Consider the following 25,714-nt stretch of genomic DNA (forward strand, 5'->3'; position numbering starts at 1 on the left):
CCTTTTCGAACCCGCGCCTGCGGGAACGGGACTGGCTTGCCCACCTTCGGGGGCGAAGCGCAAGATGAAAGCCAAGGTGCCATACTTGGACCGGATCTGGCGGGTGCGCGATTCGATCGGGCTGCCGGACGGGGTCCCGCCCGACGCGGCGTTCGAACGTCTCGCGCCGCTCTTCGCGACCCGCGGAACCTCCTGCGAGGTCACCGGCGACACCCTCACCTACAACAAGGACAACCCGGCCGCGCAGGACAAGCTGGCGACCTTCACCAGCGGCACCCTGCGGGTCGAACGCAGCGGGGGCGGCGCGCGCCTCGACTATGATGTCGGCAGCGCCGCGCTGCTGCTGTGCTTTCTCGCGCCGCTCCTGTTTCTCGCCTTCGCCCAGCTCGCCGTCCTCGCCAACGCCCTGCACGGGCCGCAGGTCGAGGAAGCCCGCAGCGAAGGCGCCGCCGGGGAAGAGGCGGAAGAGCCGGGCGAACTTCACTGGATCGACCGGATGCTCGGCGCGCCCGCGCCCGAGGCGAAGGATCAGGAGGACGAGGAGGAAGACGAGGACGAGGGCAGGCATTCGCCCACGCCCGGTTACGTCCTCGCCGGCATTTTCGCCGCCGTCTACCTGGTCGGCCGGTTCCTCGAGCCGTGGTTGCTCAAGCGGACCTTCCGCAAGGCGCTCGAAGGGGAACTCGAACCGGCCCGCACGGCCGGACATCAATACGAAAATCATGACGAAGCGGACGCGAGAGCCGCTCGGCTGGTGGATGCAACAAGGAGAGGCGAGGACTTAGGCAAGCCCAGGGGGTAGACATGCACTTCGTATCCAGATCTCGCTCGCGCCGCACCATCATCACGGCAGCGCTGCTTTCCGTGTCGGGCACGGCGCTTCTCGCCCCGCCGGTGAAGGCGCAGGATATCTCGCTCGAGACTGCCGCGGAGGAAGACGATGTCGAACCCGAGGACATCTTCGTCACCGGCTCCCGCCTTAGGCGCGATCCCAACCTCGGCTCGGCCTCGCCCATCGTCACGATCGAGGCCGAAACGATCCGCGGCGGCGCCGACGTGACCGAGGCCCTGCGCGAAGTCCCGGCCCTCGCCAGTTCCGTGACCAGCGCGCAGACGCTCGATGCGGGCGAGCTCGCATCGGGCGGGGCGGTCGGCGCGGCGACGCTCAACCTGCGCGGCCTCGGAGCGGAACGCACGCTGGTCCTCGTCAACGGCCGCCGCCATGTCGCGGGCGTCGCGGAAAGCGCGATCGTCGACATCAATTCGATCCCGCCCGCCCTGATCGAGAACGTCGAGGTGCTGACCGGCGGCGCATCTGCGGTCTATGGCGCGGACGCGGTCACGGGCGTCGTCAACTTCGTGCTGGAGGACGATTTCGACGGTGTCGAACTCGGCGCCCAGGGCGGAATATCGGGAGAGGGCGACGGCGCCCGCCTCGACATCTACGCCAAGCTCGGCAAGAATTTCGGCGATGGCCGGGGCAACATCACGCTCGTCGGCGAATACATGCGCGATGACGGGCTGCGCTTCGGCGACCGCGCGCAATATCGCGACGGCAATATCAGCGACGACGGGCCAAACCCCTTCCTGCGGTTCCAGCAGGGCGACCTGGGCGGTTCGGGGACGCCGAACTTCAATGCCTTCTACAACCCCGCGAACGGCCGCTTTCCCTTCGGCTTCATCATCCCGACGCCGGGAAGCAGCACCTTCGATTCGATCTTTTCCGGAGGCGTGAGCCCGACCGCGCAGGAACAGGCGCTGATCGACCGGGCGCAGGCGTCCCCGACCCGCCTGATCGCGCCGCAATACCAGTTCTCGATCACCTCGGCGGGCGGTCTGATCCTGCCGGCGAACTTTTCCGATCCGGGGCTCGACCTCAACGGCAACGGCAATTCGGACTGCCTCGATTCCTTCACCGGCTTCAACGGGCTGCTCGACTTTTCCGGCTCGTTCGGCATCGTGGGGGGCTGCTGGCTCAACACCGAGAACGGGGTCGAAGTCGTCGAGGACGGGCTCGTCGCGAGCAATTTCAACGCTTTCGGCGGGAATGCGGTGATCTTCGACAACAACGCCTTCCTCGTGCCGCAGATCGATCGCTTCGCCATCAACCTGCTGTCCGACTATGATATTTCCGACAGCGTGAACGCCTTCTTCGAAGGCAAGTACGTCCGGCAGGAAACGACTTTCGGCACCGCGCTCAACAGTTTCTATGACCTGCTGACGGTCGCGCCCGACAACCCGTTCATCCCGCCCGAGCTGCAGCCGGTCGCGGACAATGCGGGCGGGCTGTTCATCACCCGCGACCCGATCGATCTCGGCCCGAACATCGACACCACGGTGGCGGAGACATGGCGATTCGTGGGCGGGCTCGAAGGCTCGCTGACCGACGAGATCGGATTTTCCGTCTCCGCCAACTGGGGGCGCTACGAAACCGTCGAGACGAACAACAACAATGTCCTTCTCGACCGCTTCTTCGCCGCGATCGACGTGACCAGCGATGCCCAGGGCAATCCGGTCTGCCGCAGCGAACTCGATCCCACGGTGCGTTCGCCCTCGACCCTTTTCGGCATCCCGACCGGCGAATTCGGCTATCTCACCTTCGTGCCCGGCCAGGGCGAGTGCCAGCCGGCCAATCTCTTCGGTATCGGGACGATCAGCCAGGAGGCGATCGATTTCATCACCACCACCACGACCAACCGGTTCGAGACCGAGCAGCTCGTCCTGCTCGGCATCGTCAACGGGGACACGAGCGCGTTCCTCAACCTGCCCTATGACGCGATCGATTTCGCCTTCGGCTTCGAATATCGCGACGAATCGAGCTTCTCGACCTTCGATCCGCTGGTGCGCGGCATCCTTCCGGTAACCACGGCGGATGGCAACGCGGGCGATTTCGTGGGCGACCTCGGCTTCTCGCAGACCTCTCTCGCCACGCCGCCGGACGAATTCCTGCAGGATTCGGGCGGCTCGTTCGACGTGGTCGAGCTGTTCGGCGAGATCGGGACCACCCTGCTTTCGGGCGTGCCGGCGTTCGAGGAACTGCGCCTCGAACTTGCCGGGCGCTATTCCGACTATTCGACGGTCGGCGGGGTCTGGACCTACGCGGTCAATGGCTTCTGGGCACCGATCGACGACCTGCGCTTTCGCGGCACCTATTCCCGGGCCGTTCGCGCGCCCAACATCTCCGAACTCTTCGCGCCTCCGCAGGCGGCCTTCTTCCGCCCGTTCGACCCGTGCGACCAGACGGAGATCGACGCCCTCGTCGCGATCGACGATCCCAATGTCCAGAACCGCATCGCCAACTGCCGCGCCGACGGCATTCCCGAAGGCTTCTCGGACCCGCTGAGCGCGCGTTTCGCGGGCACGATCTCGGGCAATCCGGACCTGCGCGAGGAAACCGCCGACACGATCACCCTGGGTGCGGTCCTGCAGCCCAGCTTCATTCCGGGGCTCGGCATCACGGTGGATTACTACAATATCGAGATCGACGAGGCGATCAGCACCATCGCCGCGCAGGACGTGGTCGACAATTGCTATGACAGCGCCACCTTCCCGAACGATTTCTGCACCTCCTTCACCCGCAACCGCGATCCGAACTCGGCGCAGTTCCTCGGCTTCGCTTCGCTCAACCTGTCGACGATCAACTTCGTCCAGATCCAGACGGCCGGGATCGACGCGTCGGTAAGCTACTCCTTCGCCATCGGCGAGCACGGCTTCGACCTGTCCGCGGTCGGTTCGTGGGTCGACAGGATCGACTTCTTCTTCGACCCCACCGATCCCGAAGCGATCGATCCGGAACTGGGCGAGATCGGCCGTCCCGAATGGTCGGGCACGGCTTCGGTCGGCTACACCCTGGGCTCGTTCAGGTTCGGCTATTCGCTGCAATATCTGAGCGAGATGGGCCTCGGCGACGTCGAGATCGAAACGGTCGATGCACAATTCGGGCCGATCGGGATCGCGGATGAATATTTCATCCACGACCTCTCGGCGAGCTACACTTTCATGGACGACCGTTTCGAAGTCTATGGTGGCGTGAACAACCTGACCGACGAGCAACCCTTCGTCACCGAGCGGGCCTATCCGGTCAACCCGGTCGGCCGCTTCTTCTATGCGGGGGTCCGCGCGACCTTCTGATTGCCCGGATCAGCCGCGCCGATCGGCCTCGGCGCGCAACAGGGGCCGGAAGGGGAGGGCGCCGTCATCGGCGCCCTTCGCTCACCTCCCAGTAAAGGCCGTCGGAATCGGAGTTGCTGACGGTCTTAACCTCTCTTATTCACGGCGATGCGGTTGGGCGTGTGGAACGGCGTGCAAAAGGGACCCCGTTAGCGGGGTGATCGGCGTCTAAAAGGGACCCCTCATTCTGATGGTGTAGCAGGCTGCCTGGTTTTCCAGGTGGTGAGATCGGGATGTTGGTTGTGGAGACGGTTGTTCGGATTCGGCGGGAGCACGCGGGCGGGAAGGCGATCAAGGCGATTGCGCGGGATCTGCGGTTGTCGCGCAAGGTGGTGCGCAAGGCGATCCGAGCGCCGGAAGGCGCATTTGATTATCGCCGCACGGTTCAGCCGCTGCCCCGGCTTGGACCGTTTCAGGAGCGGCTCGACGTGCTGCTGACGGAGAACGAGGCCCGGCCCCGGCGCGATCGGCTGCGCATGACCCGGATCCATGATCTGCTTTGCCGTGAGGGGTTCGAAGGTTCTTACGACGCGGTCCGACGTTACGCCCGGCGCTGGACGGAAGCGCGGCGCAAGGATGCGGGTGATGGGGCGCCTGCCTTCATCCCGCTCATGTTCAAGCCTGGCGAGGCCTACCAGTTCGACTGGAGCCACGAGGATGTGGAGATCGCGGGCAAGCCGATGCGGGTGAAGGTGGCGCAGATGCGGCTGTGCGCGTCGCGCGCGGTCTACGTCAGGGCCTATCCGCGCGAGACGCAGGAGATGGTGTTCGACGCCCATGCGCGGGGCTTTGCCTTCTTCGGCGGCGTGCCCCTGCGCGGCATCTACGATAACATGAAGACCGCGGTTACCACCGTGTTCGTCGGCAAGGAGCGGGTGTTCAACCGCCGCTTTCTGGTCATGGCCGATCATTACATGGTCGAGCCCACGGCCTGCTCCCCGGCGGCGGGGTGGGAGAAGGGTCAGGTTGAACACCAGGTTCAGACCATCCGAGGCCGCTTCTTCCAGCCTCGCCTGCGCTTTGCCAGCATCGAGGAGCTCAACGGGTGGCTGGAAGCTGAGTGCCTGAGATGGGCCGCAACGCACGCGCATCCCGAGCAGAAGGAGCTGACCGTTGCCGAGGCGCTGGAGCTCGAACGGCCAGCCCTGCAGCCGATGCTGGCACCGTTCGATGGCTTCCATGAGACCGCGCATGCCGTGACCGGCACCTGCCTGATCAGCTTCGACCGCAACCGCTACTCGGTCATGGCCAAGGCGGCGCGGCGGGCCGTCCAGGTCCGCGCCTATGCCGACCGCATCGTCGTGCGCCTCGGCGACGAGGTAATCGCAGAGCATGCCCGGCACTTCGGCCGCGACCGGACGATCTATGATCCCTGGCATTACCTGCCCGTTCTGGCCAACAAGCCCGGCGCTCTGCGGAACGGCGCACCCTTCCAGGGGTGGGACCTGCCACCGGCACTGACGCGGTTGCGGCGCAAGCTGGGCAGCGGTGATGAAGCCGACCGCCGCTTCGTGCGCGTGCTGGCAGCCATAATGACCGATGGCCTCGAAGCGGTCGAGGCCGCGGTCCGGGAGGCGCTCGATGCCGGCGCCGTCAGCGACGAGGTCATCCTCAACATCCTGGCCCGATACCGGGACCCGCCATCCGAGCGCCCCCTGGACGTGGTCGTCGATCTCAAGCTCAACCATCCGCCGATCGCGGACTGCGCGCGCTACGATACGGTGCGAGGCCTTGATGCAGCGGCATGAGATGATCGAGGCGATGCGCGCACTCGGCCTCAAGGGCATGGCCGGCGCGTTCGACGAGGCGGTCACCACCGGGCTGCAGCGCAAGCGCACGACCCACGAGATCCTGACCGACCTGCTGCGCGCCGAAGCCGCGCATCGTCATGCCGCCTCGATCCGTTACCGCATGACCGCAGCCAAGCTGCCTGTAATCAAGGACCTCGACGCCTTCGCGTTCGAGGGCACCCCGATCAACGAAGAGCTGGTGCGCTCCCTGCACGCAGGTTCGTTCCTGCCCGGTCGCCGCAACATCGTGCTCATCGGCGGCACCGGGACGGGCAAGACCCATCTGGCCACCGCGATCACCGCCAGCGTCGTGCGTGCTGGCGCTCGCGGGCGCTACTTCAATACGGTCGATCTCGTCACCCGGCTCGAGGAAGAAGCTCGCATCGGCAAGGCTGGCGCCATCGCCGCCCAGCTCGGCAGGCTCGATCTCGTGGTGCTCGATGAACTGGGCTATCTGCCGTTCGCCCGATCAGGCGGGCAGCTCTTGTTCCATCTGATCAGCAAACTCTACGAGCAGACCTCGGTGATCATCACCACCAACCTCGCCTTCGGCGAGTGGCCCACCGTCTTCGGCGATCCCAAGATGACCACCGCGCTGCTCGACCGCATCACCCACCATTGCGATATCGTCGAGACCGGCAACGACAGCTGGCGCTTCAAAAACCGCAGCTGACCCGATCAGAAAACCGACTTCGCGCTGCTGACGCCTCCGGTCGGGCTACGCCCTCCCTACGCCGCCAGCAGCGCGAAAACCGCGCCCAGCGTCAACCGATCCTCGCAACCGCAGAGGGGTCCCTTTTGCGCGCCGATAGGGGGTCCCGATTGAACGCCGATTGACAGTTGGGCGCCTCTCGGCGCGAGCTTGACGCCACTGCTGCGTGCGTGTCGTTGCCCCTTAATTCCCGGACAGTTCCTCACTGGTTGATTGGGTGATGTATTCTCGCGGGGCGAGGTAGCCAAGTGCGCGATGCGGGTGGACGGTGTTGTAGTGGTGGAACCAGCTGGGCAGCTGGTTGATCACGGCTCTGGCGTTGGGCTTTTCGGCGACGCGGACGTAGTCGCGCTTCATGGTGCGCACGAACGCTTCGGCCATGCCGTTGGACTGCGGGCTTTCGATGGGTGTCGTGCGCGGCCTGAGGTTGATCTCGCGGGCGAAGCGACGGGTCTCCCTGGCGGTGTAGCAACTGCCGTTATCGGTCAGCCATTCGATGGTAGTAGGGAGCCTGTTCACGCGGCCGAAGCGGTGCTCGACGGTGGCGGTCATGAGATCGCGCACGTCCTCGGCGGATATGCCTGCGGTGGTGGCAACAAAGCCCATCGCCTCGCGATCGCAGCAGTCGAGCGAGAAGGCGACCCGCACCTTCTCGCCGTTATCGCAGCCGATCTCGAAGCCGTCGGAGCACCAGCGGGTGTTGCGGGTATCGACCGCGACCCGCCCATCGTGGCGGCGCTCGTCACCCTTTCCGCTATGGCGCTGGAGCAGCAGGCCATGCACCTTCATCACTCGGTAGACCCGCTTGGCATTGGGCGCAGATGGCCCGCCATTGCGCGCCTGCCGCCGCAGGAGCGCATGGATCCGGCGGTAGCCATAGGTCGGCAGTTCGGCGATCAGGGCCTGGATACGCGCGACGAGCTCCTCCTCAGGCAGTGGAGGCCGGCCGCGGCGGCGTGCAGGAGCCTTGCGTCTGGCTGACGAGAGATGCTGCCGGGAGACGCCAAGCGCTCTCGCAACCGCGCTCACAGGTCGCCCTCCGGCAACGAGAGCGTGCGCAACGCTGTTTTTTTGGGTCCGGCCACGCGCGAGATCGCCTCGCGCAGGATCTCGTTCTCCATGGTCTTCTTACCGAGCATGCGCTGCAGCTCGCGCACCTGGTTCTCCAGCGCGCGATACTCGCTCGCCGGAACCACCTCGCCGCCAGCGCGGGTGGCGGACAGGGCGCCGCTTGCCGCCTGCCGGCGCCAGCCAAAAAGCTGGTTCGGCGCGACCCCGTGCATGCGCGCCACAAGCGACACGCTGTTGCCGGGCAGGAAGGTCTCTTCGACCATGCGGAGCTTCTCTTCCGGGGTCCAGCGCCTACGGCGCTGAACCCCTCCGAGAACCTCCGCATGCACATAGTTCCTGGGATTACTGTCGGTCATATGCCTCACTCTTACATAAGTGTGAGGTCCTGTCCGGTCATTTTGGGGGCCGCTTCAGTGCGGCGGCGTAGAGCGGGCGTGCGGCACCGCTGGCGTCTGTTTCACCGCGCTGTGATCGATGGGCTTTTCTGGTTGAAGGACTTGGCTCGGGGTTTCTGCGGCACTGCCGCGCCCGCTACGTCGGCGCAGGCTTGAGCGCGAGAACGATGGCACGCATCAGATCGGCATCGGGGCACGCAGAGGCGAACGCTACGCGGATTCGGGTGGCGCTTTCCATGACGCGGGCAGCAACCTTGAGCAGCCGCAGGCGCAGGGTCGTAAACTCGGCTTTTGCCAGAGCGGTGGTCTTTGGGATCGCCTGCTGAACGCGCCACAGCAGCCAGTAGGCAGCGGTGTGCAGGATCAGGCGCATCTGGTTGGCGTTCGCCGACCGGCACGAGGTGCGGTCACTGGCCAGCTGGGTCTTGTGCAGCTTGATCAAGTTCTCGGCCTGCCCGCGCGCACAGTAGAGCGTGTCATAGATGTATTCAGCCGAGCCTTGGGTTAGCGATGTGACGACATAGCGGATATCCATGCCCAGCGTGCTGGCCTCGATCCTGGCGACGACGCGGCGCTGGCGGTTCCAGCTCTTCGCGCCGTAGCGGGTCTCGGCATAGCTGCGCAGCACCGGGTGCTGGCCCTCGGCGCGGCGGACCGCACAGGCATCGGCGGCAGTGACGATGACGGGATCGGCGCGCAGCGCGGCGTTGGTCGGCAGGCCGAACACATAATCGACGTCGGCAGCCTCGCAGAACGCCATGACCTCAGGGCGCCCATAATGCCCGTCGCCTCGGATGGTGATGTGGGTATCGGGCCAGTGGCGGCGAAGATGACGCACCAGGCGGCGGATATGGCCCGCCGCTTCCTTGCCCGAAGGCGTCTTGCCCGTGCGCAGCAGCACCGCCACCGGCCGGCCCGTTGCCGTGTCGTAGACATGGATCGGCAGGAAGCAGCGCTCCCCATGATGTCCGTTCCAGAAGGAGAGTTGCTGATAGCCGTGCACGACGTCGCAGGTGTCATCGATATCCAGCGTCACCGCCGCCGGCGGAGTGGGGTAGCTGGCGCAGTAGATGTCGATCATGATCCCCAGCATCTTTGCCAGCTCGCGCGTGCTCGGCGCATTCTCCCAGCGGCTCATCGTCGGTTGGCTGGCCAACCCCGCACCCGATCCCGGCAGCTTGCCCAGCGCAAGGCGGAAGCCCGGATCATCGCGCAGAGCGTCGAGATCATCGGCATCCTCATAGCCGCAGGCGATCGCGAACATCCGCGCGCGCAGGATATCTTCAAGCCGATGAACCACCCGAGCAGGATCGCGCGGATCGGCAATACACGCCGCAAGCCGCTGGCAGAGCCCCATCATGCGCTCGGCCTGAGCCAGCACCAGCACCCCGCCATCCGAGGTCAGCCTGCCGCCGTCAAACGCAGCTGTGACCTTCTTGCCGCGCACTGCTGGAAACGAAAATACGGACGCGCTATCATCGCATCCGGCGGGTGTGGTCTGTGGCATATTTTGCCCCGTTGCAGGTCTGGCTTAAGCAACCACATTCCTACAACAATGCAAATGCTTACGCCACTCCCGCCAACCCGTCAGACCACCGCCGGTGAATAATCCGGGCTAAAGTCGATCAGCCACTCGAAGGAGGAAAGTCATGAAGACTAGGCGGCGCACCATCCCCGAAAATCGCGGGAATATGGGTGAGGCCGGGTTGCCCTCGGAGGATAAAAAGCTTCGAGGCCGGAAGCACTGGGCACCTGCCGGTGGAACCGGCGGGTTGTCGCGCCGCGCCGCAATGGCTGGGCTCGGGATTGCCCTGGCGACCGGAATTTCGGCCTGCGGCGCGTCCGGCGGTGCTTCCGCTCAGGAGCGGCTGCGTGACCGGATCCGGCGACGCGTCGCCGAGCGGCGCGGAATTGTGCTGCCGGAGCCCCCCAACGATCTGCCCAGGCAATCCGTGGCCGATCCGCGTGCGGTCGAGGGACGGTTCGCCGTCATCGAACGCGACGGTGTCTGGACCGATCCTGCGCGTGGCGGCCGGGCTGTGCCGTGGCGCGCTTTCCTTCCGAACAGGCCTGGTCGGGCGCCCGTGGCGCTGTATTCCCACGGTGCGGGCGGAACCCGCGACAGCGGGCGGCAATATGGGACGCATCTGGCCAGCCACGGCATCGCATCCGTGCATCTGCAGCATCCTGGAAGCGACCGGGCCGCTTTCCAGGATAATCTGCGGCAGGTCGGGCGAGCCATTCGCGACCCGCGCTTGGCTGCGCCGCGCTTCGGGGACATCGGTTTTGCAGTCGCGCAACTGCAAACCTCACGATCGGAGATCTCTGACGGAATCAATGCACGGCAGCTGGCGGTTTATGGGCACTCTTTCGGCGCGATCACCACGCTGATAGCGGCGGGTCAGCGGGTGGAGGGTTTCGACCGTAGCTTCGCTTTGCCGTCTCTGAAAGCCGCCGTTGCGCTAAGCCCTTCGCCGCCGCGAGAGCATTATGGCGACGTAGAGAGCGCATTCGCAGACATGCTTGCGCCGATTCTGCACATCACCGGCTCGCAAGACGATGCGCCGAACGGCGATTTCGACGCGGCGGCCCGGCAGGTTCCGTTTCGGGAGATCAATGACGTCGACCAATATTTCCTCAGCCTGCATGGCGCCAACCACTTTACCTTCAGCGGTGATCCCAATCCGCAATTCAGGGGAAGAAGCCTCGCCTATCCCGGCCTTGGTCGCCATCACGGCCTTATCAAGGCGTCGATGCTGGCCTTTTTTCAATGGACGCTTGAGGGCGATCTCGGGGCGAGAACGTTCCTTGACGATGAACTTGAAAGCTTCCTCATAAAAGAGGACGTATTTTTATCAAAATCCGCGGCGTAAAAGTCAAATAACAGACGCGGCCCAACATGACCATTCCCTGGGAATTCGTCTCGATCTTTTTGCTCCGATTGGGGCTGGTGGCTCTGTTCGTGCCTTTCAGCGTTTATTATATGCTGCGCGACTTCCGAGGCGCGGCGCGACATGCAGCCTCGGCAGGGGTCGGCCGAAGCGTCGCCCAGTGGATGATCCTGGCAGCGATCCTTCTCAAGCTCGTCGCAACGCTCGGCGTGCTGACCGGTGTAGCCGATCGCCTGTGCTTTCTCTTGCTCGCTACCTTCTGTGTCGGAACGGCGCTTATGTACAAGCGGTTCTGGACTGGTGACGGCGTAGCGTTCGCCTCAGAGAACGCCAATCTACCGATATTCTGGGACTTCCTGAAAAACATCTCACTCGCCGCCGCCTTTATCCTTATCGGCTTCGGTTCCGGCGCTGAGAGTTTCCGACAGGGGCTCGAGGAATTTATTCAATCTCCCTTTGCATCAAGCAGGCCCTATGGTGGCGGGATCTTGCGATGACCGGCAAGACGCCCTTCCTTTGTTCCACCTGCTGGCGAGCAGACGAGCGCACTCGCGCGGGCCGGGAGTGAAACGGGATGCATCGGTATCAGGACATCTAGCCTCTCTTATTCACGGCGATGCGGTTGGGCGCCTCTCGGCGCGAGCTTGACGCCACTGCTGCGTGCGGCGGCGTAGAGCGGGCGTGCGGCACCGCTGGCGTCTGTTTCACCGCGCTGTGATCGATGGGCTTTTCTGGTTGAAGGACTTGGCTCGGGGTTTCTGCGGCACTGCCGCGCCCGCTACGTCGGCGCAGGCTTGAGCGCGAGAACGATGGCACGCATCAGATCGGCATCGGGGCACGCAGAGGCGAACGCTACGCGGATTCGGGTGGCGCTTTCCATGACGCGGGCAGCAACCTTGAGCAGCCGCAGGCGCAGGGTCGTAAACTCGGCTTTTGCCAGAGCGGTGGTCTTTGGGATCGCCTGCTGAACGCGCCACAGCAGCCAGTAGGCAGCGGTGTGCAGGATCAGGCGCATCTGGTTGGCGTTCGCCGACCGGCACGAGGTGCGGTCACTGGCCAGCTGGGTCTTGTGCAGCTTGATCAGGTTCTCGGCCTGCCCGCGCGCACAGTAGAGCGTGTCATAGATGTATTCAGCCGAGCCTTGGGTTAGCGATGTGACGACATAGCGGATATCCATGCCCAGCGTGCTGGCCTCGATCCTGGCGACGACGCGGCGCTGGCGGTTCCAGCTCTTCGCGCCGTAGCGGGTCTCGGCATAGCTGCGCAGGACCGGGAGTTGGCACTCGGCGCGGCGGACCGCGCAGGCATCGGCGGCAGTGACGATAACCGGATCAGCGCGCAGCGCGGCGTTGGTCGGCAGACGAACACGTAATCGACATGGGCCGCCTCGCAGAAGGCCATGACCTCGGGCCGTCCATAATGCCCGTCACCGCGGATGGTGATGTGGGTATCAGGCCAGTGGCGGCGAAGATGGCGCACCAGACGCCGGATATGCCCTGCCGCCTCCTTGCCAGAAGGCGTCTTGCCCGTGCGCAGCAGCATCGCCACCGGCCGGCCCGTTGCCGTGTCGTAGACATGGATCGGCAGGAAGCAGCGCTCCCCATGATGTCCGTTCCAGAAGGAGAGTTGCTGATAGCCGTGCACGACGTCGCAGGTGTCATCGATATCCAGCGTCACCGCCGCCGGCGGAGTGGGGTAGCTGGCGCAGTAGATGTCGATCATGATCCCCAGCATCTTTGCCAGCTCGCGCGTGCTCGGCGCATTCTCCCAGCGGCTCATCGTCGGTTGGCTGGCCAACCCCGCACCCGATCCCGGCAGCTTGCCCAGCGCAAGGCGGAAGCCCGGATCATCGCGCAGAGCGTCGAGATCATCGGCATCCTCATAGCCGCAGGCGATCGCGAACATCCGCGCGCGCAGGATATCTTCAAGCCGATGAACCACCCGAGCAGGATCGCGCGGATCGGCAATACACGCCGCAAGCCGCTGGCAGAGCCCCATCATGCGCTCGGCCTGAGCCAGCACCAGGACCCCGCCATCCGAGGTCAGCCTGCCGCCGTCAAACGCAGCTGTGACCTTCTTGCCGCGCACTGCTGGAAACGAAAATACGGACGCGCTATCATCGCATCCGGCGGGTGTGGTCTGTGGCATATTTTGCCCCGTTGCAGGTCTGGCTTAAGCAACCACATTCCTACAACAATGCAAATGCTTACGCCACTCCCGCCAACCCGTCAGACCACCGCCGGTGAATAATCCGGGATAACCCGGCATGTCGTACCAATGGCCTTTTTACTTTTCGGCCAGTGCCGGAATTACCCGGTGCCAGGCAAAGGACGACCATGGCCAGCCATGGGCCAGAACGAGCGCCGGACCGGTACCGGCCGTTCCGTAAGCCACAATGCCGGCAGGTGTCGCAACGGTCTGATTAAGGTTCCAGTGCATCAAATTTCTCCTTCAGCCAGTGCCCTTCGATCCGCGCAACGTGATGATATCGGGCGCGCCGCGATAATTAGCGCACCTTCTTTCGCAGCCATGCTTGGTGCCAGCCCTCGAATGCGCCTTCCAGATTGGTGCCATTGATTGCCTTGCTGAGCCTGTTTTGCCGCCGCTGTCAGTGCTGCCTCAAAGCAGCGGCACGGGTCGTTTTCGCATCGGCCGTTGAGAGGGGCTTGACCTGTATTGTTACCCTAAAGTAGCAATGGCCTCAGGTGCTCACAAGAATGCATCTGAGGAGAGAGTGAAATTATGCGTAAATTGCTGCTGGGCGGTTCAGGCATGGCGGCCTGCATGGCCAATATGGGGGTGTTCGCACCAGCTTTGGCTGCGCAGGAAAGCGCGGCTGAAGAGGATACCAATGTCATTATTGTCACTGCGCGCCGTATCGCGGAAGGGGTCGAGGACACGCCGGTCGCGGTCAGCGTGTTAGATGGCGATACATTGGACAATCTCGTTGTCGATGAAACGGTTGATCTGGTCCGGCAGATCCCCAGCGCCAGCTTTGTCAGTGGCGGCCCGGCTTTCCTCGCTGACATATCGATCCGCGGGCAGGGCGCCGGGCGGCAGGGCTTCTCCGAATCGGCGACGGGGATTTACCGCAACGGGTTCTATATCGCGGGCGGCGGTTTCGGTGGCCGTTCGTTCAACCGGCTCGACCTGTTCGACGTTCGGGCGGTTGAGACCTATCGTGGGCCACAGGCTGCGCTTTACGGTCGGAATGCGGTTGGGGGGGCGGTCAACGTGATCACCAATGCGCCGCGCCGAAACACTCTCGAAGGCCGCGTCCGTGCCCGGTACGAGGATGTCGACCGATTTGACATTGACGGCGTGCTCAATCTGCCCCTGGGCGAAAATTTCGCGGCGCGTCTTGGTGGGTTTTACAGCGATCAGGATGATGGGTTCTACACCGACGTAAACACCGGTGAAGCGGTCGATTTCCAGAGCCATACCGGCCTGCGTGGTGCGTTGCGCGGGTGGATCGGAGAGCGCACCGACATTACCCTCACGCTGGAGCATTACTCCAACGAAACGCCGAGCTTTTCGGCACTGGGTGAGCGCCTGCCAGTCAATAATGGCGGGCTTCCGGTACCCGGAGCGGCCGATCCTGGGCCGTTTGAGCGCAATGCCGATACGATCGGGCGCGTCGACCTGGAGGAAACCAGCGTGTTTGCCGAACTCGCCAGCAATCTCGATTTTGCCGATCTCGATATCGTGTTTTCGTACAAGACGCGCGATGCCGAGCGGTTTGACGACGATCTCGATCATTTCCTCGGGTTTCAGGGCGTCGGCGGTACCATGATCACCGTCACCCAAGCCGAGGATTTCGAGCGGTTTGGCGGCGAAGTGCGGCTTTCGTCGAAAGAAGGCGGGCGCTGGCAATGGCTGATCGGGGCCGATTTCCAGACCTTCGATGACGATGTCCGGCTGGCCAATGCCGGGAGTTCCTCTGTTCCCTCGCTCGCAGCGCTCGCGACACGCAGCGAAAATTTCGTCGAGGAACTGACCTCGTTTTCCGCTTTCGGGCTGGTGGGTTTCGATCTCACCGAGCGCCTGAACCTGGCGGTCGAGGCACGCCTGATCCGGGATGAAAAAGATTTCGTCTTCGTCCGCCAGCAATCTGGTGCGACGGTGATCGATACGGGGGACCTGAACGAGAAGGAGACCCGGTTCCTGCCGGCCGCCACCTTGCGTTACGAACTGACGGACGCTTCGAACCTGTATCTCCGGTTCGCCACGGGCTACCGGCCCTTCGGCTTCAATACTGGCGTACCGAGCGAGGATTTCGTCCCCTATGAGGGCGAGCTTGCCCGCTCCTATGAGATCGGGTGGAAGGGTTCGCTGTTCGACAATCGGCTGCGCTATGCCCTGGCCGGATTCTACATGACGACTGACGATCCGCAGCTCGTCACTGCCATTTCGACGACCGATACGTCCACTGCCCTGCAGAATGTCTCCGGCTCCGAGGTCTACGGGCTGGAGGCAGAACTGGACTGGACCTTTCCGGTCTGGTCGGGCAGGCTGACCGGCGGCTTTCGCATTTCGACGATTGACGGCGAATTTGATGACGGAACCTCCATCCTGTCTTCGGTCGAGGGTGTGGGAATCGTCGAATTCGATCTGTCCGGCGCGCGGGTGCCGCGCACTCGCGACGTTATCCTTTCCTTTGACAGCTTTTATAATGTGCCGCTGTCCGAGGGCTTGAACCTGTTTTTCGGGGGAAGCCTGCAAGCCGAGGATGGCGGATTTGAAAATGCCATTGGCGATTCGCCCACACGGTTTGATTCGGGGATTCCCAATACCGCCTTTGCCGGTCGCTCGCTCGACGGTTTTCTGCTCGTAGATGCGCGCATCGGCCTGTCAGGCGAATGGTGGCGCATTTCTGCTTATGGCGCCAATATCACCGACGAAGTCTACGTGTTGCAGAATGTGTTGCAGAACAATTTCTACAACCAACCGGCTCGCTATGGCGTACAGGCATCGGTGACATTCTGATGCCCGCCTGCCAGTCTGCCCGCTGCAAGCCGTACAGCATATCTCTGCTGAGGCGGGCGGCTCTTGCGAGCGCACTGTTCGCGTCTTGCTGGCCGGGACTTTCTCCGCCGCCAGACTAGCCGGGGGTGGACATGTTATGATCGCATGCTCACGAGATCACAATCATCACTTCGGGAGGATACCGGCCATGGCCGCCAATGTCGAAAAGCTCACCCGCTCGCGCCAGGCGATTGACTCGCGCAAGGAGCGACGCGAGAAATTCCTTGATGCAGCTGCGGAAGTGCTGGCCGAACAGGGTCTGCGCGATACCACGATGGACCAGATCGCCGACCATATCGATGTCTCCAAGGTTGTGCTTTACCGGCATTTCGCCTCGAAGGAGGATCTGATCCATTCGATCCTTGAACGGATCGCCGAAAAGATGCTGGCACTCGATGCGCAGTGCGACCCGCATCCTGCGCGCCAGGGTGAGGCTACTTTGCAGCTGGCGCGCGAGAACCGCGCCGCTTTCATCATTATCTGCCGCGATGCGCGCAACGATCCGACCTATGGAGCCCATTACCAGCAAGTGCATGAGGCAATCTCGAGCCGTCTGCGCGAGCTGATGCTGAATGAGGGTGTCGACTCCCTGATCGCACATATGTGCGCTGAAACCTATACGGATACCTGCCTCAACGGCGCGCTGAACTGGCTACTCCATGCCGACCCCGCACGCGACGATGAATATGGCGAATGGCTTGCTGAAGGCGTGCTGAATATGTGCCGTGCGTGGCGCGCCCGCGCGCGAGATCCGCAGGGATTTCATGCGGTGGCCGGTCTGCGCGAAGCCGGGCAATGACACGCTATATCGCGGGGATCGCGGCATTCCTTGTCCTGTGCGGCGTGGTTGGCTGGCTTGCTGGAACCCGCCTGGCCGAAGCCGCTGCCGATGGGCGGATTTTCGGCGGCGGCGAATTCGTAAATTACGGCAGCTGGCGGATTACCCAGGCCCTGGGCTCGCCCGATAGCGATCCGGTCCTGCGCGCGTGGATCGCGCGAACCGGTATCCTGCCGCTCGCCCGCTCGGAGGTCGCCTATTTCTTCACCGATACCGCGCCGGGGGACGCTCCGCTTGACGGAGGCTGCGACTATGAGGTGCGCGTGCCCGAGATCGGTGCGCGCTGGTGGAGCTTGGCGGCCTATGATGCAGATCACAAGCCGATCGCCAACCGCCTGGAACGCTATTCGATCAATTCCGATGCGGGCCACAGCCGAATCGTCCTTTCGCGCGCTGCGCCAGCGGAAGAGGATGCCTGGCTGCCTTTGGGCGAGGCGGATCGCTTTGAGTTGCTGTTCCGGGTTTACCAGCCGGATACGACATTTGATCCCGCCGCACCCGAGGCACTGCCAGCAATCGAAAGGATTGGCCCGTGCTGAAAACCGCATTGCTCTATGCTGGCGCAGGCCTCGCTGTTTTTCTGGCTACCGGCTGGAGCGGCTTCCAGAGCCGCATTCACGCTATTCCCTATGAGGAGATGGCGCGGATCGAGGCGCTGATGAAATCACGGGGCGCGACCAACACCATGGTGCTTTCCCCACCGGTCACCCCGCAGACGCCGGTTCCGCGCAACAATCCTGATACGCGGCCGACCTATTGCTGGGTCGATCTTTCCGAGGGCCCGGTGCGGGTCAGCGGGCCGTTGCCCGAAAGCTACTGGTCGCTTTCGGTCTACACGCCGGACAGTCTCAATCCCTTCGTCGCCTCAGACCGCGACTTTGCGCCTGCGCAAGCGTTCGATTTCATTGTCGCGCGTCTTGGTGAAGCGCCGCAGGTGCTTCCCGACAGTGCCCGCCTAATCGAGATCGATGCGCTGAAGGCAGCGGTGCTGCTGCGCTATTACGTGCCGCGGCAGGAGGATATTGAGCAGATTGATGCGCTGCGCTGGGCAGCGCGCTGTGCGCCCTATTCGCCCGAATGAGCCGGGGCGAGGATCCGTGCGATGGCATCCCGGAAAGCGCGCGCCGGGCCGGCCACTAATTCGCCCGAAACCGCATTCATCCTGTCGCTCATTACATGGTGCAGTCGGTGCGCGCCAAATGCCCCGAACACGCGCGGATAGCCGTGGGCCGCGATATGAGCGAGTTCCCCGGCCGCCGTGTCGGGCGTGAGCGGATAGGCATTGGCAAGGCCCGGTTCGTCGGCAAAGGCGCGGCGCACTATCGGAAGAATGTCTGGCGAAGCCATCAGATAGCGCTGCGGATCGGCGTGATTGAGCGGCAGGAGTCGTCGCGGCGGTTCATGCCAGTCCCTTGCGGCAAAACCTGCACCGAGATGGACCCACAGAGCGGTCTGCTTCGGATCGGGAGCGCCATTGTCGAGCCACAGCCGACCGCCCAGCTCGGCAAGCTCGTGGCCGCTTGCGGCGAACAGGGTCAGGCTGTGATCAGGCAATGCCCCCGGCAACCAGCGCGAGAGTGCGCGCATAACCGCCACGCCCGGTCCGCGCTCTCCGGCGCAATGCGTCCAGCCGCTGAGCGGCGTGCTGATGACGAGGCGGGGCCCGTCTCGCTCAAGCTGCGCGATCAGATTCTCCGCAGGGCGTTGGCCGGCCGGGGCAGGCGTTGCCAAGCGGGCCGAGTGGCCTGCGAGCGCAGCATCGCGAAGCTTCTGCGCGCGCGAAGGTGCAGCGAGCGCGAGCAGCGGAGTGTCGCGTTTGGTATCGGTGTTGAGAAAGATCGCCTCGTCAGATGGCCCGTTGGTGATGAGAATGATAGCGCGCGCTTCGACTTCGCGCGCCATTGCGAGAAAAGGCGCGATGAGCGGCCCGTCAAGCGCGCTGTGGCGGCCATTGGGCAGTTCGGCGACGAGAATGGCGTCCGCCGCCTGCCCCATCGGCCCGGCCAGCGTGGCGTAGCACAACCTCCCTTCTACTTCGTGCCGTGCCCGGAAGGGGGGTTGGGCCGCAAGTGCCAGCGTCGCGCCGTCGGGAAGGACGAGCCTTGCCTCATAATCATCATGGCTGGGCACGGTGAAGCACTGGCGAGTGGTCGAATAACCGATCTGAGACCATTCGGCTTCCATCCAGTTGAGAACGGCGCGATTGGCGGTGCCGCCGCTGCGATGAATACCGAACCCGTCATAGGTTTCGAGATCGCGTTGCAGGCTCGCCACGTGGAAGGGATCGACCGGATCGGCGGATATTTGGCCTGCCCAGCCTTTACCGCCGCCAATCACGGAAAGCCCGGAGGCGGTCGCCCCTGCTGCAATGAGACCACGTCTGGAAATTCCCGTGCCCAATTTTTAACTCCTCCCTTGCTACTAAGTGGTTACACTTCGGGTCTGGGTGGTGCAAGACTGTGAGCATCCCGGCGAGGTGCACTGGCCGAGAGAAAAACCTTTGTGTGGAATTGTGCGCTGTCGCTCCATGACGCCGAACCCAGCCCGATAACGCCAATGCGGAAGAGACTTGGGCCGATCTCATGGGTCACATTCGGGGCCTCGATGCAAGCGAGTTCCATGGTCTTGGCAGTATCGCAGTACCTGTCGGATAAATTTCGCGTCAGCCATTTTGCTTCTCAGCGCAATTTGGCTAGCATACGCGCCAACTCCGTCGTCTCGTCCGCGTCGAGCTTGCCGGCAAAATGCGTCGCGATGGCCTGTCGATAGGCCGACCACATCCGCCGCAGCAAGCGGCGTCCGTCCTGCGTGATTTTGAGCAGCTGTCCGCGTCCGTCGTCCACGCAGTCCTCGCGCTCAACGTAACCGCCCTTCGTCAATCGGTCGGTGAGCCGCGAAACGTTGTATTGCGCAAGGAGCATCCGCTCCTGAAGCTGATACGGCCGAAGGCCTTCGGGTCTTGCACGGTCAAGTTCCAGCAGCGCATCATACCACGAAAGCGGGGGAAACCCCGCCGCTTTCAGATCCGCTTCGACTTTCGACAAAACCGCCTGCGAGACGCGAACAAGCCGTGCCCAGGCCGTGACGGCTTCATCTGAGAGTTCCCGGGTATCTTTCGTCATGGAGCCCATTATCAAACGGATGCATCTGCATCAAGATTGCCACAATATGCATCTGCATGTATTTCTGGATACATCGGCAACAAATAGCCTGTGACGTTTTGGGCGCTCTTGGCGCTGTTGTTTTTAGCCTCTCTTATTCACGGCGATGCGGTTGGGCGCCTCTCGGCGCGAGCTTGACGCCACTGCTGCGTGCGGCGGCGTAGAGCGGGCGTGCGGCACCGCTGGCGTCTGTTTCACCGCGCTGTGATCGATGGGCTTTTCTGGTTGAAGGACTTGGCTCGGGGTTTCTGCGGCACTGCCGCGCCCGCTACGTCGGCGCAGGCTTGAGCGCGAGAACGATGGCACGCATCAGATCGGCATCGGGGCACGCAGAGGCGAACGCTACGCGGATTCGGGTGGCGCTTTCCATGACGCGGGCAGCAACCTTGAGCAGCCGCAGGCGCAGGGTCGTAAACTCGGCTTTTGCCAGAGCGGTGGTCTTTGGGATCGCCTGCTGAACGCGCCACAGCAGCCAGTAGGCAGCGGTGTGCAGGATCAGGCGCATCTGGTTGGCGTTCGCCGACCGGCACGAGGTGCGGTCACTGGCCAGCTGGGTCTTGTGCAGCTTGATCAAGTTCTCGGCCTGCCCGCGCGCACAGTAGAGCGTGTCATAGATGTATTCAGCCGAGCCTTGGGTTAGCGATGTGACGACATAGCGGATATCCATGCCCAGCGTGCTGGCCTCGATCCTGGCGACGACGCGGCGCTGGCGGTTCCAGCTCTTCGCGCCGTAGCGGGTCTCGGCATAGCTGCGCAGGACCGGGAGTTGGCACTCGGCGCGGCGGACCGCGCAGGCATCGGCGGCAGTGACGATAACCGGATCAGCGCGCAGCGCGGCGTTGGTCGGCAGACCGAACACGTAATCGACATGGGCCGCCTCGCAGAAGGCCATGACCTCGGGCCGTCCATAATGCCCGTCACCGCGGATGGTGATGTGGGTATCAGGCCAGTGGCGGCGAAGATGGCGCACCAGACGCCGGATATGCCCTGCCGCCTCCTTGCCAGAAGGCGTCTTGCCCGTGCGCAGCAGCATCGCCACCGGCCGGCCCGTTGCCGTGTCGTAGACATGGATCGGCAGGAAGCAGCGCTCCCCATGATGTCCGTTCCAGAAGGAGAGTTGCTGATAGCCGTGCACGACGTCGCAGGTGTCATCGATATCCAGCGTCACCGCCGCCGGCGGAGTGGGGTAGCTGGCGCAGTAGATGTCGATCATGATCCCCAGCATCTTTGCCAGCTCGCGCGTGCTCGGCGCATTCTCCCAGCGGCTCATCGTCGGTTGGCTGGCCAACCCCGCACCCGATCCCGGCAGCTTGCCCAGCGCAAGGCGGAAGCCCGGATCATCGCGCAGAGCGTCGAGATCATCGGCATCCTCATAGCCGCAGGCGATCGCGAACATCCGCGCGCGCAGGATATCTTCAAGCCGATGAACCACCCGAGCAGGATCGCGCGGATCGGCAATACACGCCGCAAGCCGCTGGCAGAGCCCCATCATGCGCTCGGCCTGAGCCGGCACCAGGACCCCGCCATCCGAGGTCAGCCTGCCGCCGTCAAACGCAGCTGTGACCTTCTTGCCGCGCACTGCTGGAAACGAAAATACGGACGCGCTATCATCGCATCCGGCGGGTGTGGTCTGTGGCATATTTTGCCCCGTTGCAGGTCTGGCTTAAGCAACCACATTCCTACAACAATGCAAATGCTTACGCCACTCCCGCCAACCCGTCAGACCACTGCCGGTGAATAATCCGGGCTAAGCCCGCACGACTGCGCTTGCGGTCAGTTCTTTCCTGCCAGAGAAACTGGGGAAAAGGCCGCAATATCCGGCTCTCCGGGTGTGCTCTGGCACATCTGCCAATCCATTCCCGCCTGAAACCCCGCCGTACCGCGCGCTTTGCGGCGCCGGCCGAGCGAGCTCCGGTGTTTCCGGTCCCCTCGGAGACTGTTTGGTGCGGTCGAGAAGACTCGAACTTCCACGGGCGTTAGCCCACAACGACCTCAACGTTGCGCGTCTACCAGTTCCGCCACGACCGCACTCATGTCAGGGGCGCGCGGTGCCGGGCGCCCCTCGGTAGGAGCGCGCCCCTAGCAAGGGGGTGGACGCGGCGCAAGCACTTTGCACGGGGGAGGGCGGGCGGCTGCGCGAAAGGATGGCGGGCGCGCCCGTCCCGACCCGGGACCGCCTCGCCGCGGGGCTTGCGCGCGGCGTTAGGAAACTGGCAACCATGTTGCGTGAGCCCGCTTCTCAGCCTTGCCCCCGCCGTGCTGGCCATCGCCCAGGCTTCGGGCGCGCCGACGGAGCGGGCGTCGCGCCCCGTGGGCGAGCCGGTCGCGGTCGCCGTGAGCGCCACGGTCACGATCCTGCGCCCCGCGGTGATCGACATCGACGCCGAGGCGAGGCGCGCCGGGGACGACAGGCAGGGCGGGACACGGGCGCGCCAGCGGCGGATCGATGCGGCCGGGACGATCTGGATCGATTTCAGCTGAACGGGTCCGCGCTGGCGGGGGCAGGGATCAGCCGGGCGCCCAGCCCACTTCGGCGAACTGCGCGGTCTGCGGCACGTCGGCGATCGCCTCGGTCACGTTGAGCGTTTCGCCCGGGGCGAGTTCGCGCTTCGCCGGAACGACGACCCAGTCGGCGACTTCCTCGTTGGCCGCGTCGCGAAACACGATGAGCAGATCGGGCACGCGCACGCTTTCGCTGCTCTCGTTGCTGATCGTCCCGCGCACGCGGTAGATCCGCTCGCCGCTGTCGAGCGTTTCCACGCGCTGTTCGGCCGCCGCGAAGTCGAGCGCGAGGCCCGGCTTGCCGATCCCGAAGGTCGGGCGGCTGAAGGGCGCGAATTCGGGCAGGCTGTAATAATTCACCGCTACCGCGGCGCCGACCGCGAGCAGGGCGAAGATCGCGACGGCCGCGGTCCACATCTTCGCCGGGTTGCGCCGGGCGGTGAACGGCGCGCGGTATTCGAAGTGGGAGACCTCGTCCCCGCCCCGGTCGCCCCCGTCGGCGTCGTCATCGTCGGAATATTCGCCGAGGGGATAGTCCTCCCCGGGGAGCGCGGCGATCTCTTCATCTTCGGCGAAGCCGTCGCGCCGGGCCTCCCCGGCGAGAGGGTCGCGCGCCGGATCGATCGCCGCCCCGACCGGCGGTTCGTCCGTTTCGCCGCGGCGATCGCGCGCTCCTGCCGGGCCGTCGCGGCTGACGCGGGCGCGCTCGCCGGGCTCGTCGGGCTGGTCGGAGGCGCGCAGGCCGCGGCGCAGGGCGCGCACGGCGACGCCCGCATCGACGCCGTCTTCGGCGCCCGCCTGTTCCCGTGGCGGGGCCTGGGGCGACGGGGGCTGGTCCGGTGGGGGAGAGCCCGCAGGTTCTTCGCCCTCTGCCTCGGCCTCGGCGGCGGCGGGCGGCGAGGAGCGAGCGACCTCTTCGGCGCTGCGCCAATGGCTGACGCCCGGGCGCGCGGGATCGCTTTCTCCAGGCGCGGGCGAGGGCGGGGCGGGGGAAGGCGGCTCCTCGGCAGGTGCCCCATCCGCAGGCTCGTCCGCAGGCACGCCCGCAGGAGCGCCCGGAACCGGCCCTGCTGCATCGTCCCGTCCGGGTTCCCGCGCCGGGGGCGTTTCGGACCGGGGCAAGCGGGTCCGGTCGGCCGTTTCCGGCGCAGGCTCCTGGAACCAGCTGTGCTTGCACTTGGCGCAGCGCACGGTCCGCCCCTCCGGTCCGATCGCGGTTTCCGGCACGGCATAGCGGGTCGCGCAGGCGGGGCAGGATATGATCATTGTCGTCTATGCATTATCGCGCGGCCTGTCCGGCACAAGGGCAGCGCCCGAAAGGTGCCGGATATGCACGCTTTTTTCCACATCGTTGGCGTCCGGTATCGCGCCCTGTATGGTGCATAGCGCCCAAACTGCACTTCCCCCTCCATTTCGGCGCTGATAAAGGCGCGCGATGACCGACAGGCCGGGCGAGATCGTGAAGTTCGATAATGTCGGGCTGCGCTACGGCACCGATCCCGAGGTTCTGAGCGATCTCAGCTTCACGCTCTTCCCCGGCAGCTTCTATTTCCTGACCGGCGCCAGCGGGGCGGGCAAGACGAGCCTGCTCAAGCTGCTCTACCTCGCCCAGCGGCCCTCGCGCGGGGCGATCCGGATGTTCGGCAAGGACATCATCACCCTGCCGCGCTCGCGCCTGCCCGATTTCCGGCGGCGGCTCGGCGTCGTGTTCCAGAACTTCCGCCTCGTCGATCACCTCTCCGCCTTCGACAACGTCGCCCTGCCGCTGCGCCTCGCCGGAACCGAGGAGCCACGGCTGCGAAAGGCGGTGTCCGACATGCTCGACTGGGTCGGGCTTGCCCACCGCGCCGATGCCCGCCCGCCGAGCCTTTCGGGCGGAGAGCAGCAGCGCGTCGCGATCGCCCGCGCGGTGATCGCGCGCCCGCAGATGCTCATCGCGGACGAGCCGACCGGCAATGTCGATCCGGAAATGGCGCTCAAGCTGCTGCGCCTGTTCGAGGCGCTCAACAACCGTGTCGGCACGACGGTGATCGTCGCGACGCACGATGTCCACCTGCTCAAGAAGGTGCCGGATTCGCTCATCATGCGGCTCAGCAAGGGGCGATTGTCCGATCCGACCGGCGCGCTGCGCTTTCCCCCGCGCCCGGGCGGGAGCGAGGCGGGGTTCGCGGGTGCGGGCAGGGCGGGTGCGGGCGGGGCGGGCGCGGGCGGGGCGGGCCTGCCATGACCACGCCCCCGCTGGCCGAGAAACCCTCGCGCAGGGCCGCGCCCGTGGGCGCGCGGCTCGCGGCGAGCCTCATTCCCTCGAGCCGGTTCGGCGGGGCGATGCCCTGGGTGATCGCGCTCCTCACCGCGCTCGTCGTGATCGCGGCGGCCGGCGGGCTCGCGCTCGGCAATCTCGCGGCCAATGCCCGCGCCGACCTGTCGGGCGCGGTGACGGTGCAGGTGATTGAGGCCGATCCCGCCGCGCGCGAGGCCGGGGCCGAACGCGCCGCGCGCATCCTGACGGCCGAGCCGCTGGTGCGATCGGTCAGGGTGGTCCCGCGTGCGGAGCTGGTGGACCTGCTCGAACCCTGGCTCGGCAGCGGCGCGCAAAGCGGCGAGGTCCCGATCCCCGCACTGATCGATGTCGAACTGGTGCGCGAGGCCGACGCGGCGGAGATCGCCGCGCTCACCGCCGCGCTCGAGGGCGAGGTGCCCGGCGCGCGGGTCGATGCCCAGTCGGACTGGCTGCGGCCGGTCTACGACGCGCTCGCCGCGCTGCAATGGCTCGCGCTCGCGCTGATCGCGCTGGTCGCCTTCGCCACCGCTGCAGCCGTGTGGCTCGCCGCGCGCAGCGCCTTCGCCAACCACCGCGACACGGTCGAGATCGTTCACCTGCTCGGCGGGACGGACCGGCAGGTGACCCGCATCTTCCAGCGCGCGATGATCCGCGACGCGGCCTTCGGCGCGCTGCTCGGCGCGCTGCTCGGCACGGTGGCGGTGTTCGTGCTGGGGCGGCAGTTCGCCGGGCTCGACAGCGGGATGGTGGCGGGCGGGGCGCTGGGGATCGGGGACTGGGGGGCGATCGCCGCGATCCCGGTCCTCGCGGTCGCGCTCGCCGCGCTCACGGGCCGGATCACCATTGCCTTTGCCCTGAGGAAGATGCTTTGAGCGCCC

19 protein-coding genes, 1 tRNA gene and 1 pseudogene are annotated in these 25,714 nt (G+C 64.9%); 13 read left to right on the forward strand and 8 right to left on the reverse strand.

The window, feature by feature from the left end; genetic code table 11:
• The first annotated feature begins 85 nt into the window (after positions 1 to 85).
• The 4 genes from BLU08_RS12860 to istB all read left to right on the forward strand — a co-directional run bounded on the left by BLU08_RS12860 (position 86) and on the right by istB (position 6,633).
• The gene (locus BLU08_RS12860; protein ID WP_090200047.1) at positions 86 to 802 is read left to right on the forward strand and encodes a hypothetical protein; all 717 of its coding nucleotides are present in this window, start codon (positions 86 to 88) and stop codon (positions 800 to 802) included.
• Positions 803 to 804: 2 nt separating this feature from the next.
• The gene (locus BLU08_RS12865) at positions 805 to 4,131 is read left to right on the forward strand and encodes a TonB-dependent receptor domain-containing protein (RefSeq protein ID WP_090200050.1); all 3,327 of its coding nucleotides are present in this window, start codon (positions 805 to 807) and stop codon (positions 4,129 to 4,131) included.
• 272 nt (positions 4,132 to 4,403) lie between these two features.
• The gene (gene istA, locus BLU08_RS12870) at positions 4,404 to 5,918 is read left to right on the forward strand and encodes an IS21 family transposase (RefSeq protein WP_090193857.1); all 1,515 of its coding nucleotides are present in this window, start codon (positions 4,404 to 4,406) and stop codon (positions 5,916 to 5,918) included.
• Positions 5,905 to 6,633 carry an IS21-like element helper ATPase IstB gene (istB, locus tag BLU08_RS12875; protein ID WP_090193854.1) on the forward strand — a complete coding sequence of 243 codons (729 nt, stop codon included), beginning with the start codon at positions 5,905 to 5,907 and terminating at the stop codon, positions 6,631 to 6,633. Before istA ends, istB begins: the two co-directional genes overlap by 14 nt.
• A 222-nt stretch (positions 6,634 to 6,855) precedes the next feature.
• Here the strand turns inward: istB and BLU08_RS12880 are convergent.
• Positions 6,856 to 8,099, reverse strand: a protein-coding gene (locus BLU08_RS12880) for an IS3 family transposase (protein ID WP_090193779.1) whose coding sequence is annotated in 2 segments (ribosomal slippage) — positions 6,856 to 7,758 and positions 7,761 to 8,099 — 1,242 coding nt in all. Because the reading frame shifts where the segments join, the coding sequence is not laid out codon by codon here.
• 175 nt (positions 8,100 to 8,274) lie between these two features.
• Entirely contained in the window at positions 8,275 to 9,645 is a 1,371-nt protein-coding gene (locus tag BLU08_RS12885; protein ID WP_090200052.1) for an IS1380 family transposase, read from the reverse strand.
• A gap of 142 nt (positions 9,646 to 9,787) precedes the next feature.
• Between BLU08_RS12885 and BLU08_RS12890 the strand changes: the two genes are divergently transcribed.
• Positions 9,788 to 11,011 carry a hypothetical protein gene (locus BLU08_RS12890; protein WP_157674557.1) on the forward strand — a complete coding sequence of 408 codons (1,224 nt, stop codon included), beginning with the start codon at positions 9,788 to 9,790 and terminating at the stop codon, positions 11,009 to 11,011.
• Between the two features lie 26 nt (positions 11,012 to 11,037).
• Complete coding sequence (locus tag BLU08_RS12895) at positions 11,038 to 11,526, forward strand: DoxX family membrane protein (RefSeq protein WP_090200056.1); 489 nt, start codon at positions 11,038 to 11,040, stop codon at positions 11,524 to 11,526.
• A 281-nt stretch (positions 11,527 to 11,807) separates the two neighbouring features.
• Here BLU08_RS12895 and BLU08_RS12900 read toward each other — a convergent pair.
• Positions 11,808 to 13,177 (reverse strand): annotated as a pseudogene (locus BLU08_RS12900) (IS1380 family transposase).
• A gap of 594 nt (positions 13,178 to 13,771) precedes the next feature.
• Between BLU08_RS12900 and BLU08_RS12905 the strand changes: the two are divergent.
• From BLU08_RS12905 to BLU08_RS12920, 4 genes are all read left to right on the forward strand, one after another.
• Complete coding sequence (locus tag BLU08_RS12905) at positions 13,772 to 16,015, forward strand: TonB-dependent receptor (RefSeq protein ID WP_090200059.1); 2,244 nt, start codon at positions 13,772 to 13,774, stop codon at positions 16,013 to 16,015.
• Positions 16,016 to 16,202: 187 nt separating this feature from the next.
• The gene (locus tag BLU08_RS12910; protein WP_157674558.1) at positions 16,203 to 16,853 is read left to right on the forward strand and encodes a TetR/AcrR family transcriptional regulator; all 651 of its coding nucleotides are present in this window, start codon (positions 16,203 to 16,205) and stop codon (positions 16,851 to 16,853) included.
• Entirely contained in the window at positions 16,850 to 17,431 is a 582-nt protein-coding gene (locus BLU08_RS12915) for a DUF1214 domain-containing protein (RefSeq protein WP_090200062.1), read from the forward strand. Before BLU08_RS12910 ends, BLU08_RS12915 begins: the two co-directional genes overlap by 4 nt.
• Positions 17,425 to 17,973, forward strand: coding sequence for a DUF1254 domain-containing protein (locus BLU08_RS12920; protein WP_157674559.1), 549 nt, complete (start codon positions 17,425 to 17,427; stop codon positions 17,971 to 17,973). The genes BLU08_RS12915 and BLU08_RS12920 overlap by 7 nt, the downstream gene beginning before the upstream one ends.
• Here BLU08_RS12920 and BLU08_RS12925 read toward each other — a convergent pair.
• From BLU08_RS12925 to BLU08_RS12940, 4 genes are all read right to left on the reverse strand, one after another.
• Positions 17,958 to 19,292: a hypothetical protein gene (locus BLU08_RS12925; RefSeq protein ID WP_157674560.1), complete on the reverse strand. Its 1,335-nt coding sequence runs from the start codon at positions 19,290 to 19,292 to the stop codon at positions 17,958 to 17,960. The two genes, BLU08_RS12920 and BLU08_RS12925, sit on opposite strands and share 16 nt — an antisense overlap.
• A gap of 278 nt (positions 19,293 to 19,570) precedes the next feature.
• Positions 19,571 to 20,014, reverse strand: coding sequence for a MarR family winged helix-turn-helix transcriptional regulator (locus BLU08_RS12930; protein WP_090201413.1), 444 nt, complete (start codon positions 20,012 to 20,014; stop codon positions 19,571 to 19,573).
• A gap of 307 nt (positions 20,015 to 20,321) precedes the next feature.
• The gene (locus BLU08_RS12935; protein ID WP_090195842.1) at positions 20,322 to 21,692 is read right to left on the reverse strand and encodes an IS1380 family transposase; all 1,371 of its coding nucleotides are present in this window, start codon (positions 21,690 to 21,692) and stop codon (positions 20,322 to 20,324) included.
• Positions 21,693 to 21,994: 302 nt separating this feature from the next.
• A tRNA-Leu gene (locus BLU08_RS12940) sits at positions 21,995 to 22,081 on the reverse strand.
• A 198-nt stretch (positions 22,082 to 22,279) separates the two neighbouring features.
• Here BLU08_RS12940 and BLU08_RS12945 point away from each other — a divergent pair.
• Complete coding sequence (locus tag BLU08_RS12945) at positions 22,280 to 22,534, forward strand: hypothetical protein (RefSeq protein WP_090200069.1); 255 nt, start codon at positions 22,280 to 22,282, stop codon at positions 22,532 to 22,534.
• Positions 22,535 to 22,561: 27 nt separating this feature from the next.
• On the opposite strand, the gene BLU08_RS15660 is transcribed toward BLU08_RS12945, so the two are convergent.
• The gene (locus BLU08_RS15660; RefSeq protein ID WP_369816793.1) at positions 22,562 to 23,821 is read right to left on the reverse strand and encodes a zinc-ribbon domain-containing protein; all 1,260 of its coding nucleotides are present in this window, start codon (positions 23,819 to 23,821) and stop codon (positions 22,562 to 22,564) included.
• A 169-nt stretch (positions 23,822 to 23,990) separates the two neighbouring features.
• On the opposite strand from BLU08_RS15660, the gene ftsE reads away from it, so the two are divergent.
• Together ftsE and BLU08_RS12960 are read left to right on the forward strand one after the other, a co-directional pair.
• Positions 23,991 to 24,782, forward strand: coding sequence for a cell division ATP-binding protein FtsE (gene ftsE, locus BLU08_RS12955; protein ID WP_090200071.1), 792 nt, complete (start codon positions 23,991 to 23,993; stop codon positions 24,780 to 24,782).
• Positions 24,779 to 25,708 carry an ABC transporter permease gene (locus tag BLU08_RS12960; RefSeq protein ID WP_090200073.1) on the forward strand — a complete coding sequence of 310 codons (930 nt, stop codon included), beginning with the start codon at positions 24,779 to 24,781 and terminating at the stop codon, positions 25,706 to 25,708. Before ftsE ends, BLU08_RS12960 begins: the two co-directional genes overlap by 4 nt.
• Positions 25,709 to 25,714: the final 6 nt, after the last annotated feature.

Source organism: Erythrobacter sp. HL-111, from assembly GCF_900105095.1.
In the GTDB taxonomy this organism is placed as follows: Bacteria; Pseudomonadota; Alphaproteobacteria; order Sphingomonadales; family Sphingomonadaceae; genus Erythrobacter.

Coding starts and splice junctions, on each gene's coding strand:
- BLU08_RS12865 (WP_090200050.1), top strand. CDS start 805: ATGCACTTCGTATCCAGATCTCGCTCGCGCCGCACCATCATCACGGCA.
- istA (WP_090193857.1), top strand. CDS start 4,404: ATGTTGGTTGTGGAGACGGTTGTTCGGATTCGGCGGGAGCACGCGGGC.
- istB (WP_090193854.1), top strand. CDS start 5,905: ATGCAGCGGCATGAGATGATCGAGGCGATGCGCGCACTCGGCCTCAAG.
- BLU08_RS12885 (WP_090200052.1), bottom strand. CDS start 9,645: ATGCCACAGACCACACCCGCCGGATGCGATGATAGCGCGTCCGTATTT.
- BLU08_RS12890 (WP_157674557.1), top strand. CDS start 9,788: ATGAAGACTAGGCGGCGCACCATCCCCGAAAATCGCGGGAATATGGGT.
- BLU08_RS12895 (WP_090200056.1), top strand. CDS start 11,038: ATGACCATTCCCTGGGAATTCGTCTCGATCTTTTTGCTCCGATTGGGG.
- BLU08_RS12905 (WP_090200059.1), top strand. CDS start 13,772: ATGCGTAAATTGCTGCTGGGCGGTTCAGGCATGGCGGCCTGCATGGCC.
- BLU08_RS12910 (WP_157674558.1), top strand. CDS start 16,203: ATGGCCGCCAATGTCGAAAAGCTCACCCGCTCGCGCCAGGCGATTGAC.
- BLU08_RS12915 (WP_090200062.1), top strand. CDS start 16,850: ATGACACGCTATATCGCGGGGATCGCGGCATTCCTTGTCCTGTGCGGC.
- BLU08_RS12930 (WP_090201413.1), bottom strand. CDS start 20,014: ATGACGAAAGATACCCGGGAACTCTCAGATGAAGCCGTCACGGCCTGG.
- BLU08_RS12935 (WP_090195842.1), bottom strand. CDS start 21,692: ATGCCACAGACCACACCCGCCGGATGCGATGATAGCGCGTCCGTATTT.
- BLU08_RS15660 (WP_369816793.1), bottom strand. CDS start 23,821: ATGATCATATCCTGCCCCGCCTGCGCGACCCGCTATGCCGTGCCGGAA.
- ftsE (WP_090200071.1), top strand. CDS start 23,991: ATGACCGACAGGCCGGGCGAGATCGTGAAGTTCGATAATGTCGGGCTG.
- BLU08_RS12960 (WP_090200073.1), top strand. CDS start 24,779: ATGACCACGCCCCCGCTGGCCGAGAAACCCTCGCGCAGGGCCGCGCCC.